Here is a 12,878-nt window from a genome sequence, read left to right on the forward strand (position 1 = left end):
TCATTATGATAACGCTTGGCTACGGGTTTATTTATCCGCGCTTTGCAGGCAGCAGCTTTAAAAAAGTATCGGTGCAAGATTTATTTGCAACAGGCATTACGCTATTAATTGCATCTACTCTTTATTACAACTCAGGCGTGCAATTTAGCTGGTTAATATTTGAAGTTAATTGGTTTTGGTTTACTTTTTTAACTTACGTCATAATCGAAATTCCGGTGTTTTTTCTTTATGCTAAAAAGCACAATATGCAGTTTTAATAGTCTTTTATTTTCATACAAAAAAAGCGCCAAATTGGCGCTTTTTAAACTGCATTAACACATATTAATATTTATGCTTAAATGCCCACAAATGCAGTAATTCACTGGCAATCGTTGCAGCGGCAATGGCGGTAAGCTCACTTTGGTCGTACGACGGGGATACTTCAACCACATCCATTCCCACCATATTAATGCCTTTCAGTGCGCGTAAGATTTTAAGCACTTTATCAGAGGTTAAACCACCACACACTGGTGTGCCCGTACCTGGTGCAAAGGCGGGGTCTAAACAATCTATATCAAAGGTTAAGTAAACCGGTAAATCACCCACTCGCTCAATAATCTGAGCTGCAATATCATTCGCATGCAGATCATTGGCTTGCATGGCATCAATCACTGCAAACTCATGCTTGCTTTGATCAAAGTCAGTACGAATGCCGAGCTGAATACTGTGATTAACATCAATTAACCCTTCCATTGGCGCATGATAAAACATGGTGCCGTGATCAAAACGCGAGCCGTTGCTATAGGTATCGGTATGCGCATCAAAGTGAACTAATGCCATTTTGCCATGAATTTTTGCATGTGCGCGCAATAGTGGTAACGTTACGAAATGATCGCCACCCAAGCCTAATAATGTTTTACCTTGGCGAAGTATTTGCTCTGCCGCCATTTCTAATTGCGCGGTAAAATATTCAGGATCGCCCACCGGATAAGTAAAGTCGCCAGCATCCGCCACGGTTAAGCGCTCAAACAATGGAAATGTCCATGGGTATTTTGTATCTTCCCATGCTAAATGTACCGATGCTCTGCGAATAGCATCAGGCCCTAAGCGGGCACCAGGGCGCCCTGAAGTGGCTAAATCAAACGGTAGACCCAATACCACTACATCGGCTTCAATCGCGTTAATGTTTTGTACCATAGGACGACGTAAAAACGTCATCCCATTTGAGTACAATGAGTGGTCAACACAACCAAACAAGCTAGACATTGCTTATAACTCTTCTAAATAAGTGTAGCCATCAAGGCCGCTTTGCAACTCGTCTAAAACGCTTTGCTGTTCATCTGCTGCAATTTTTGCGCTGACTAACTGCGCGTATGACTGCTGAAAACCTTCAACATCTAAATGTACATAACGCATCATGTCAGCCACAGTATCACCATGATTAATTTCTGTAATGCTAGCAATACCTTGCTCATCCATATTGACAATAGCACTGTGCGTATCACCAAATAAGTTATGCATATCGCCTAAAATCTCTTGATAGGCACCTACTAAGAAAAAACCCATTAAATAAGGTTTATCTGCTGTAAATTCTGGTACTGGTAACGTACTTTCAATACCTTGACCATCTACATAATGCTCTAATGCGCCATCTGAATCACAGGTGATATCTAGTAACACAGCCCGTTTTTGTGGAGCTTGCGTTAAACCACTTAAAGGCAATACCGGAAACACTTGGTCAATACCCCACGCGTCAGGCAATGATTGAAACAATGAGAAATTGACAAAAAACTTGTCCGCTAAACGCGCATTCAGATCATCAATAATCGGACGATGGAAACGATTTTTGTTATCCATTAATTTATTAAGCTCATAACACACACGCAAATTAATTTGCTCGGCCCATGCGCGTTGGGTTAAATCTAATAATCCCATCGCAAACTGACTATGCGCTTCAGCTAAATCACCTTGGCTGTCGTGAAAAATCTCAATTAATGCACGGTCATCAGTAAGTACATGCAATTGTTGCCATGAAATCCACATATTTTTAAGTAATTGCGGCGCATCATCTGCTGGCGCTTCTATTTCTTCTTGTGCATATGTTTCGGTGCCAATTACATTGGAAATAAGCACTGCATGGTGCGCCGTTAATGCTCTTCCCGACTCTGAAATAATGGTAGGGAAAGGCTGTTCATACTGCTTACAAATATCACCTATGGTATACACAATATTATTTGCGTATTCGGCTAAACTGTAGTTCATTGAGTTGTGTGATTGACTGCGTGTACCGTCGTAATCAACCGCTAAACCGCCCCCTACATCAAGGCACTCTATTTGTGCACCCAACTTACGTAATTCACAATAAAAACGCGCAGCTTCACTTACACCTAAGCGTACATCACGAATATTGGCCATTTGCGACCCTAAGTGAAAATGCACAAGCTGTACTAAATCAAGCTGATCTGTTTCTTTTAAACGGTTTACTACATACAGCACTTGTGAAGCAGACAACCCAAACTTCGATTTTTCACCGCCACTTGCTTGCCATTTACCTTTGCCCTGCGATGCTAAACGCACACGAATGCCAATGCGAGGTTTTACATTAAGTTCTTTGGCTTGGCTAAGCACCATGTCCAGCTCAGACAATTTCTCAAGTACGATATACACTTTATGGCCCAGCTTTTCGCCAATCAGCGCTAAGCGCACATATTCTTTATCTTTGTAGCCATTACACACAATCACCGCACTGGTTTTTTCAGCCAATGCTAATACGGTTAATAACTCTGGCTTGCTGCCTGCTTCTAAACCTAGCTGTTTTTTTTCTACTTGTGCTTGACTGGCAACAATTTCTTCAACGACTTCGCGCTGTTGATTTACTTTAATCGGATAAACTAATAAATAGTCTTTTGGATACCCATAGCTTTCTATTGCGGTATTAAATGCGCCACATAAGCTATGCACACGATGGTGTAATATTTGTGGAAAACGAACGAGTGCTGGCAAACTTAAACCTTTTTCTTCAAGCTGCTTAGCAATGTCTGTTAGTGCAATGGTTTGCTGTGGGGCATCAGCCTTTGGCGCAACATACACATCACCTTGATCATTAATACCAAAAAAACCTTGGCTCCAATGACGAACGTTGTAGCTCGTACGAGCTTGTTCTAGTGATGTTGTCTCTTTCATTTATCTTTCTCTTTTATTTATGAATGCCGATTCGGCTAGTTGCCGCGCATTAAAAGAAAAATAGTGATTCATGTCCAACAAGTATTTCTACTCGTAACGAGTTAGGATTGAAATTGATAAATAAAAGCCTTAAACAGAGCTGTATTAGCTGAGCGCAAGCTCCATAAATAAGCTGTTTGGGTTTTCTGTGTATTCACCAAAAGGAGCACATTGCACAAATCCTAAATTCTCATAAAGATGGATTGATTGTATTTGCTTTGGTCCTGTTTCTAGTTTTATGATTGGGATTTCTTCTTCGCCAGCATAGTGCAATAGAATTTGCATAATACGCCGTGATAAGCCTTTTCCGCGATAGCTAGGTTTTACGTAAAGCCGTCTAATTTCGCCATACCAGCTACCATCAAATTGCTTTACTATCGCGCCACAGGCAACTATTCCGTCTTGATTTTTTAACCCTACAGCGTAAACGCCCGGTAAACCAAGCTCATTAACTGTAAGCGCTTGTGAAGTTGCTACAGGATATAATGAGCTAATAAGTCGATCTATGTCAGCAAATACGTTGATCACATCCTGATCACAAGGGTCTAAGTCGACTAACTGCATGGTTTATCTCAAGGTTATGCTTAAATATATTTAAACTATACCGTATCGATAGGAATGAACAACCTAGTTAGAGCATCTTATGCTATTTACATTAAATAAAAAGACAAAAAACAAGCTCACTATCAAAGTTATAACTACATCCTTGTAGAAGAGCAGTACCTATCCAGCGTTTATTTTTATAAAAAGTTGATCATGCCCCAAGCTATATTATACCTGAAAACGATTAACCGTACTTTGCAGCTGCACTGCTAACTGGCTTAATTCAACACATGACTGAGCTGCACTTGCTGAGCCTTGTGCTACCTCTTTAGCTGATTCATTTATACGCTCAATATTTTGGTTTAGATCCTCGCTAACTGAATCCTGCTCACTACAAGCGCTTGCTATTTGCAAAGTCATATCTGCTATGTGAGAGCTTTGATCGTTTATTATCTCAATAGCATCTCCTGTTTCTTGACTTTGTACTACACATTGATCCATGAGTGTACTGCTTTGTGCAGTTGCTTTGCGCGCTTTAATGGCACAGTCTTGTAGATTTTGAATAATACTAACTATATTACCTGTTGACTCCTGAGTTTTACCAGCAAGTGCTCTAACCTCATCCGCAACCACAGCAAACCCACGACCTTGCTCACCAGCACGGGCTGCTTCTATAGCTGCATTAAGTGCGAGTAAGTTAGTTTGGTCGGCAATATTACTGATAACATCAACTACCACATTAATAAGCTGTGCCTGTTCTTCAAGCTCTAAAACGCGTTGCTCAGCTTGGGTAATTTGTTGAGTAACATCATTTATTGAATTGACCACCAAATTCATTTGCTGCGAACCAACAATTGCTTGCTGACTACTTTGACGAGAAGTATCAGAAGCCTCTTCTGTATTACGCGCCACTTCTGCAATGGTCGATTGCATTTGCGTCATAGCTGTCGCGATTTGCATAACTTCACTTTGTTGCTGCTGCATTCCTTGAGAGGTTTGCTCTGATACTGTACTTACTTCTTCAACTGCATGGGTCAATTGTGTTGCGCCAGCCACAATATCTTCTACCATTAGACGTAAGTTATTTTGCATAGTCATACAAGAATCGGCTAATTCGCCGAGTTCATCATTGCCTATTTGATTTCGCTCTAGTGTATGACTTAAGTTATTGTTTGCAATTGTGTTTGCTAATTTGACTACTAGTTGTAATGGATGGCAAATTGAACGCGCTAGGATTAAGGTAACAATTACCATAAAAATGATTAACCCGACACTTAGTATTGTTGACGTATTAATAATTGCAGTTGTTAATTTAATAAGCCCTGACCGATTTTTATCTACATATGAAAAACTCAGTTTAGATAGTTCATCAACAGCAACTTCAAGCTTCTCAAACACAACTAAAGAGCGCTGAATATCTTCTTTAGCTTTACTAAGATTTTTATTTTTGATGTCATTGTCAAACCCATCTAGTTGTTTTAAGTACTGTTGCCATAAGTTTTTTACTGGCATAAAAACACTGCGCTCATGATCAGACCAAATGCCATTTTCATAACGAGTCAAACTGTCTTTAATCGCTTGGTAACGGGTGTTCATCCATAATATGTCTTCTGCTACTTCCTGAGCATCAGTGGCAGATAATAAACTAATTTGCGCTCGGCGAATTGACGACATAGTGTATTTCATATTATTCACCATCATCATGGACGGTATAGTATCGTCTGTTAAATTAAGAATATCGTGTTCGATAGCGCCTAAAGAACGATACAAATACACACCAAAAGCAATATTAACTATGGCTATAATAATAAAAGCAAACGCGATTTTTTTGCGAATTGCTAAGTTTTTAAAAAACGACATAACGATGATTGACCTTGCACAAAAAAGGTTAAATTTTTATTAGGTCAACCCCAGAACTAAGTAAAAAGTTTGAAGCTACCACTGACAAAAACTAACCATTAAGAATTAACAAAAGTAGAATCACACACTACTTTTTTCGGGCGCGGAGTCTAGCACACACTTCTTAATGAAGTGAAAGGAAAAGCTTCAAAAATAACAATCATGTTTAAAAAAAGCACAACAAGAAAACATACAGTTAAAACAAATCAACCAGTCGTAAATATAATAATATGAAAATTGAACAGGAAGTGTTCTTTAATTACACATTGTAACTAGATTTATTTATCTAGGTTGAACTAGTTCTAAGTAACCTCGACATGCATTAGCCTCAAAAAATTAAAACTAACTATCACCTCTTTGGAGCAAACTTTTACTCTTAGTATTGAAATCTAAATATTTAATCAATGACAACCTAACTGTGGACTTGAAGTTATTATTTAAACTGCTAGATTAGAGGCTATGAAAACACCTGCGGTACTATTTTATACCTCATTATTAGGGAGCTTCGCCCTAATATTCCCCCACTCAAGTGGGCGCTTTATTGCGCTCTAGTTAATTTAAAAACTACTATTCTTAATAGCTACGGTTTATTCAATATTTTCTTTGAAAACACTTTAATTAAGGAGTCGTGTATTGGGTTTATATATTTAAAGTTTATGGAAATGGTAAAAAGTTTATTTATTATTTTTTATGAGGTGATGATATGTCTAAGAATACCAAGAAAAAACCCTTGTTATCGTTAAAAGAAAAACGTAAACAAAAAAAGGAAGCAAATAAAACTGAGGTGTTAAAACCACGCAAGCGAAAAGGTTAATTATGTAATCAATAAGGGCGCTAATTAGCGCCCTTTTGTATACATTTAAAGTCCTTGTTCGTCTGCCATTTTCTTAACTATTCGTGGTGCTGTCCACAACGAAGGTAGTAACACAAACGAAACTGGCACCGCAGTGACCACAATAAACGACTGCAAGGCTGAAATTCCGCCCTCGCCTATAGAAATAAGCAACGCCGCCATCACCCCCATCATAATCCCCCAAAACACTCGAATAGACGTTTGTGGGTGATCGGTACCCGTCATTACCATAGATACCGAGTACGTCATTGAATCACCTGTTGTTGCCACAAAAATAGTGGTCAGTACTAAAAATAACACCGACACAACAAATCCCATAGGTAACTGCTCAGTGATGGCTAACAATGCCGCTGGCAAATTAAGCCCAGCAAAAGGCTCTGATATAACGCCAGGATTATTTAATTCAAAAAAGATGCCTGAGCCGCCAACAATAGTAAACCAAAAACACGTGATCACAGGGGCAACCACAGAAATAAGTAAAATCATTTCACGAATAGTACGTCCACGGGATATACGTGCAACGAACATAGCCATTAATGGGCCATAACCTAAAAACCAGCCCCAAAAGAATACAGTCCACCAGTCTAGCCACGGTTTATCGGCACGAAATGTAGCCATAGGAATAAAGTTATCTAAATACAAACCAAAGGAATGAATGTAACTGTCGATAATAAACGCAGTTGGCCCCATTAGTAATATAAACAACATCAGCAACACTGCCAGTACAACATTAAAACGGCTTAGTAGCTGAATACCTTTGGTAACCCCACTTACCGCTGAAAGTGTGTAAATTCCAATTAAGCTAAATAAAATAACCACCTGCGTGGTGTAGGTATCAGGAATGGCAAACAACTTTTCTAGACCAAAACTCACTTGTAAACCTAAAAAACCAATAGGACCAACAGTGCCAGCAACCACAGCGAGTACACAACATGCATCAACAATAGTACCAAGCGCACCTTTCATTGCGCGATCGCCAAATACCGGGTAAAGCAAAGTGCGCGGTTTAAGCGGTAATCCTTTTTCGTAATGGAGATGCATATAAACAATGCCGGTCAAACTACCTAAAATAGCCCAGGCTAAAAAGCCCCAGTGCATAAAGCTTTGTGCAAGAGCGTTGTAGGCGGCATCCTTTGTGCCAGTTTCACCACCAAATAACGGGGGCGGAGAAATAAAGTGTGCCATTGGCTCTGCTGCGGCCCAAAATACACCGCCACCTGCAAGCAAAGTACACATAATTATACTGATCCATTTGAAGGTAGATATTTCAGGGGTTTTTAAACCGCCGAGCACCACTGAACCGGTGCGGCCTACGGCTAAAAATATGCCAATCACAAAGGTTAATAACAGCAGAACTTGCCAAAAGGCGCCAAATATTTTGGTGGAGAAGGCAAAGGCAGAGTTTATCCAATCCGACATCAGTTTTATGTCGTACAGTGCCAGCGCGGCAAATAAAACTAATATACCGCCACTGATTAAAAAAACGGGTATATCAACCCCTTCCAGAAACTTTACTCGGGGAGAGTGTATTTCACCCGACTTTAAAGCTGCTTTCGTGGTATTCATTTATCGCTCCTAATGGTTTTTTACAGTTACCGACATAGCGACATACCATGACATAACCCTAAACCATAGTTACAACGAACGAAAAAGCAACTCAAAAGCAAGTTTCAAGTACCTGTCGTGTTTACGTTTAGATAATGTCACAACAAGTAGACTTATTGCCAATTCCTGACTAGTTTAACGCGTTAAAAACGCTAAACCAATGCCACAGCAATGATTTGTGCAACTGTTACAAAATAGTAAAAAACTCATTACACTTAGCTAGCAAACAAACAAAAAGTATACATTTCTGTTTGAGCTAAAACGCAGTAAGTTAGCAAACGTTACTGCCCAATTAGAGGTTAAACAAAGCGACTTATTGATTGGGGTAACTAAACTTGTCGCCTCAGTTAGTAACAAGCACGATGTTATTGGTGCTCTTTATGCCATTTTAAGTAATTGCTGTGTGTTAATGGTTTTGCAAATAAGAACCCTTGCACTGCGTTTACACCCATCGACTTTAATATATGTAGTTGCTCAGCACTTTCGACCCCTTCGGCTACAATATTAATATCTAAACTATGACCTAAACCAATAATAGACTGAACTATGCTTTGCCCCGATGCGTTATCCAACACTTTATCAATAAAGCTTTTATCTATTTTTAGTTCGTCTATCGGTAAAACACTCAAGTGCTTTAAACACGAGTAGCCGGTACCAAAGTCATCAATTGAAAATACAAATCCCTGCGACTTTAGCTCTTTCATTTGCTTTACCGTACTCATTAAATCACCCGCTAACATAGACTCAGTGATCTCTAATTTAATTTGTGAGGGTAATACATCATACGTCTCAATCGCTTTAAACAATTCTCCTTTTAAAGTAGAAGAATTAAACTGACACTGGCTAATGTTAATAGACACATTAAACTGGTTTTTCAGTACGTTATGATCTCGAAGTGTTTCCAGTAAAATACAAATATCGCGCAATACAATGTTTTGTAACTTTTGAATTAAGCCAAATTGCTCGGCAATCGGAATAAACGAATTAGGAGAGATTAGTCCTTTGGTTGGGTGATTCCATCGTATGAGTGCTTCTGCACCAATAATACTGCCATCAATTGATAATTGAGGCTGAAAGTAAGCACAAAATTCATCACATGCAATCGCTCTGACTATATCTGTTTCAAGCTCAGTTTGATTTTCCAGTAAGGTTTGCAGTGCAGGATCGTAAAAGCTACTGCTATTTCCACCCTTCATTTTAGAGCGGTACATAGCGGTATCTGCAAATTTTAAAATATTTTCGCTAATGGCATTGGCGTTATTAATTAAACATATACCTATACTGCAGCTAACTTGAAACGCCAAATCCCCTATCTCAAACTTGTCATAAAAAACGCTTTGTACCACTTTAGCCATTAATTCTGATTCAAGACTCGCTTGCTTATGGCTATCTCCTACATTCTCAATGAGTATAATAAATTCATCACCGCCAACACGGGCAAGGGTATCTGTTGGGTTTAAAACACGCGTTAGTCGCTGTGATAGCTCAACCAGTATTTCATCACCGGCATTGTGCCCTAATGAGTCGTTTATACGTTTAAAATTATCTAAATCTAAAAATAAGAGTGCGCCCGTGTGATCAGACTGCTTAATTTGTTCAACATACATACTGAGTTTATCATTAAGCATTCTGCGGTTCGGGAGGTTTGTAAGCGGGTCAAAAAATGCTAACCGTTGCACCTCTTCTTCTGCCGCTTTACGAGTAGAGATATCTCTGGCCATCCATACTACATGTCGCTGAGAGGGATTATTAGGTTGGTAACTTTCAAGCGGGGCTGTTCGTCCTTCAAATGTAAGTTGTTTACCTTTTATATTTAGCTGATACTCAAACACTTGAACTTCATTAGTTTGAAGCGTTTTGGCAATTACCGCCATAATAGGATTAGCATCCTCGGGAGGCATAATATCTCTGACATTTCGATTAATCACATGCTCTTGGCTTAAATATAAACTTTCATTAGTAGTGCCGTAAACGTTGGTATACTCCCCTTCTTCACTCAAAATAAGAGTTAGATCGGGAAGTACTTTTGCGAAGGCTTTAAACTTTTCATTACTTTGCTGTAATTCTGCAAGTAACACTTTTGATTTTAGTGACTCTGTGTGCTTTTCTAAAGCAATACTGGTGAAATCAACAAAAAAGTCTATTAACTCTAAATCTTGAGGTGTCGGTGACTTGGCACTGTCATGATAAATTGCAAAAGTGCCTAATATGTCTGATTGTGTTGAAATAATAGGGGTTGACCAGCACGACCTTAAATCAAAACTCAATGCCAACGCTTTATAGTTTTCCCATAAGGGTGATGTTGCAATATCTGAGGCTATTACTCGCTTTTTTTCATACACTGCAGTACCGCATGAGCCAACACTGGGGCCGATATGTACGCCATTAATTGCCTCACAGTAACCCTTTGCAATATTAGGCGCCGCACTATGAAATAACTGCTCACCTTTGAGTGTTAATATAGAGCACTTCGCAGAGGAGTCTTCAATAAGATCCTCAATAGATAAACAAATATTTTCAAGTACTTCATCAAGTGGCGCACCCAAGGCTATTTTAGATAATATACTTTGTTGCTGAGAAAGCAGCTTTCTGACTCTCATGATTTCAATCAAATTATATTCCTCAACAGTCACTTACGCTAAATGCGCCGCTATATTCTATATAATAATTTATTATAGTCTTTTGACTATACATAATATTGAAATTAGCATCTATGATAATTTTGTCTATTGCCGAGCATTTTATTTCATTAGGCACTTTCGAAGAATTCAAAGCAATTGCCCAAGCTAGCAATTTATTATCATTCTATTTGAAATACCATTTATTAAATACTTTGTTACTTAAAAGTACTGTTTAAAATCATCAAGCTATTTATAATAGCCAAAAGATAAATAATCGATGAGGTTAGTGTGCAAATAACGCAAGGTATGGAATATTTTTTTTCCGGGTTTAAGTTAATTAGTCAAAAAGGACTAAAACGCTTTGTACTAATCCCCCTACTTATTAATATTTTATTATTTGGTAGCTCCTTATTCTTTTTATTTGGCTGGCTGAGTGATGGCTTTAATGCTGTAAATACCATGCTCCCAGAATGGTTAAGTTGGCTCGAGTGGTTAATGTGGCCAATTGCTGTACTGGTGGTGCTGTTTAGTTACAGTATGTTATTTACCGTTATTACTAACTTTATCGCCGCACCTTTTAATGGCTTGCTAAGTGAAAAAGTTGAGCTGTATTTAACTGGTCAAAAAATCAACGACGATGGATTAGCTGATTTAGTTAAAGATGTGCCGCGAATGCTAGGCCGAGAATGGACTAAGCTTTGCTACTACCTCCCGCGCGCTATTGGCTTTTTTATTCTATTGTGGGTGTTACCGGTAATAGGCCAAGTGCTCTGGGTGCTTTTTACCTGCTGGATGTATGCGGTGCAATATAAAGATTATGCTTTTGATAACCACAAAGTTAGCTTCACTCAAATGAAAAATGACTTAAAAAGCAAACAAGGCTTATCTTACGGGTTTGGCTTTGCAGTGATGCTGCTAACCGCTATCCCATTTATAAATTTAATTGTGATGCCTGTGGCAGTATGCGGCGCTACACGGTTATGGGTTGAGCATTACCGTCCACAATATCGTAGTTAAAAAAATGGGCCTGTTGGCCCATTTTTTATACTCGCTAATCAATTAACTATATAAGCTTTGTGGTACTTTAATTACGTTTAAGTGCACCGTTATCTCTTCACGATCATGGTACAAATGCTTAGCTTGTAATTCGTAGCTAATACCGAACTTCGCCATTTCCTCCCTAATCATTTTTAGACATTCATATACACTATCAAAGCGTTTTTTCATCGGTAGTTTTAGATTAAAAATAAGCTCTTTTGCATAGGCATTTACTGCCCAGTCAATCATCAAGTTAGTTACTTTCGTTGGTTTTTCTACCATATCGCAAACTAACCAGGTTATGTTTCTTTTTTCTGGGCGGTATTTAAAACCATCTTCTCTAAAATGTTTTACTTGTCCTGTTTCCATTAAACTTTCATTCATTGGGCCATTATCTATCGCGCTAACAAACATACCACGGCGAACCAACTGATAAGTCCAACCACCTGGGCAAGCACCTAAATCAACGCTGCGCATCCCAGCTTGTACTCTTGACTCACGCTGCTGCTCAGGAATAAATACATTAAATGCTTCATCTAACTTAAGGGTTGAACGGCTTGGGCCATCGTTTGGCATACGTAAACGCAGAATCCCCATAAAGAAAGGTGAGTTGTTATAGCTATAAGAGTGACCCACATACGCAGTATTATTAGCTAAAAACAGCACATGCATTACTGGACGATTGGCTTTTGGTTCACGCAATACGGTGTTTTGTTTCTCGAGCGCTTTTTTAAGCGGAGTTGATATTTTTTTACAAAAAGTCAGTAACTCTTTGCCCTCGTTGGTATCGGGTGTTTCTACTCGTAGTTCAGAGCATAAAGTAAAGTCTTTTGCGGCATCTACAATAGCGCCCACTCTATCTTCTAATGGCATATTTTCTATCAGGTTACCGGCAAACCATTGGCGTGCAAATACCATATTTTTAAAATCAACTTTTTTGATTATTTCGTCGCTGTGCTGCGCTTCAAAACATTCATAAATAACATAACCGGTATTTGGTTTTGCTTTTACATACCCTGCAAACCCTTGCTCGGCGGCGTGAAACGTTATTTCAGCAGCGGCATCGCTTTCAAAACCACTACGACAGTAAATCACAACACTAGACATATTAACCCTTA

At 38.9% G+C, this 12,878-nt stretch carries 9 protein-coding genes; 2 read left to right on the plus strand and 7 right to left on the minus strand.

Translation table 11 applies throughout. The features are described 5' to 3' along the window. Positions 1–5 precede the first annotated feature (5 nt). The gene (locus ACNSN2_RS09220) at positions 6–257 is read left to right on the plus strand and encodes a hypothetical protein (RefSeq protein ID WP_418607116.1); all 252 of its coding nucleotides are present in this window, start codon (positions 6–8) and stop codon (positions 255–257) included. A 64-nt stretch (positions 258–321) separates the two neighbouring features. Here the strand turns inward: ACNSN2_RS09220 and speB are convergent, their stop codons facing one another. From speB to ACNSN2_RS09250, 6 genes are all read right to left on the minus strand, one after another. Beyond that, positions 322–1,245 (minus strand): agmatinase, encoded by a 924-nt coding sequence (gene speB, locus ACNSN2_RS09225; protein ID WP_418607118.1) that lies wholly within the window; start codon positions 1,243–1,245, stop codon positions 322–324. Between the two features lie 3 nt (positions 1,246–1,248). Beyond that, positions 1,249–3,162 carry a biosynthetic arginine decarboxylase gene (gene speA, locus ACNSN2_RS09230; protein WP_418607119.1) on the minus strand — a complete coding sequence of 638 codons (1,914 nt, stop codon included), beginning with the start codon at positions 3,160–3,162 and terminating at the stop codon, positions 1,249–1,251. Between the two features lie 144 nt (positions 3,163–3,306). Continuing rightward, entirely contained in the window at positions 3,307–3,765 is a 459-nt protein-coding gene (locus ACNSN2_RS09235; RefSeq protein ID WP_008467955.1) for a GNAT family N-acetyltransferase, read from the minus strand. Between the two features lie 207 nt (positions 3,766–3,972). Then, the gene (locus tag ACNSN2_RS09240; RefSeq protein WP_418607122.1) at positions 3,973–5,604 is read right to left on the minus strand and encodes a methyl-accepting chemotaxis protein; all 1,632 of its coding nucleotides are present in this window, start codon (positions 5,602–5,604) and stop codon (positions 3,973–3,975) included. An 898-nt stretch (positions 5,605–6,502) separates the two neighbouring features. Continuing rightward, positions 6,503–8,062 carry a BCCT family transporter gene (locus ACNSN2_RS09245; RefSeq protein WP_418607124.1) on the minus strand — a complete coding sequence of 520 codons (1,560 nt, stop codon included), beginning with the start codon at positions 8,060–8,062 and terminating at the stop codon, positions 6,503–6,505. 404 nt (positions 8,063–8,466) lie between these two features. Beyond that, a complete protein-coding gene (locus tag ACNSN2_RS09250) occupies positions 8,467–10,713 on the minus strand; it encodes a putative bifunctional diguanylate cyclase/phosphodiesterase (RefSeq protein WP_418607126.1) in 2,247 nt (748 codons plus the stop codon). Positions 10,714–11,028: 315 nt separating this feature from the next. Here ACNSN2_RS09250 and cysZ point away from each other — a divergent pair, with 315 nt between their 5' ends. Then, entirely contained in the window at positions 11,029–11,739 is a 711-nt protein-coding gene (gene cysZ, locus ACNSN2_RS09255) for a sulfate transporter CysZ (protein WP_282454259.1), read from the plus strand. 42 nt (positions 11,740–11,781) lie between these two features. Here cysZ and rlmM read toward each other — a convergent pair whose 3' ends face one another. Further along, positions 11,782–12,867 (minus strand): 23S rRNA (cytidine(2498)-2'-O)-methyltransferase RlmM, encoded by a 1,086-nt coding sequence (rlmM, locus tag ACNSN2_RS09260; protein WP_055013323.1) that lies wholly within the window; start codon positions 12,865–12,867, stop codon positions 11,782–11,784. Positions 12,868–12,878 lie beyond the last annotated feature (11 nt).

Source organism: Pseudoalteromonas sp. US3C1013 (assembly GCF_048401115.1).
In the GTDB taxonomy this organism is placed as follows: domain Bacteria; phylum Pseudomonadota; class Gammaproteobacteria; order Enterobacterales; family Alteromonadaceae; genus Pseudoalteromonas; species Pseudoalteromonas undina.

Excerpts from the sequence above, each read along its gene's own strand:
- ACNSN2_RS09220 (WP_418607116.1), top strand. The coding sequence starts at position 6 with ATGATAACGCTTGGCTACGGGTTTATTTATCCGCGCTTTGCAGGCAGC.
- speB (WP_418607118.1), bottom strand. The coding sequence starts at position 1,245 with ATGTCTAGCTTGTTTGGTTGTGTTGACCACTCATTGTACTCAAATGGG.
- speA (WP_418607119.1), bottom strand. The coding sequence starts at position 3,162 with ATGAAAGAGACAACATCACTAGAACAAGCTCGTACGAGCTACAACGTT.
- ACNSN2_RS09235 (WP_008467955.1), bottom strand. The coding sequence starts at position 3,765 with ATGCAGTTAGTCGACTTAGACCCTTGTGATCAGGATGTGATCAACGTA.
- ACNSN2_RS09240 (WP_418607122.1), bottom strand. The coding sequence starts at position 5,604 with ATGTCGTTTTTTAAAAACTTAGCAATTCGCAAAAAAATCGCGTTTGCT.
- ACNSN2_RS09245 (WP_418607124.1), bottom strand. The coding sequence starts at position 8,062 with ATGAATACCACGAAAGCAGCTTTAAAGTCGGGTGAAATACACTCTCCC.
- cysZ (WP_282454259.1), top strand. The coding sequence starts at position 11,029 with ATGGAATATTTTTTTTCCGGGTTTAAGTTAATTAGTCAAAAAGGACTA.
- rlmM (WP_055013323.1), bottom strand. The coding sequence starts at position 12,867 with ATGTCTAGTGTTGTGATTTACTGTCGTAGTGGTTTTGAAAGCGATGCC.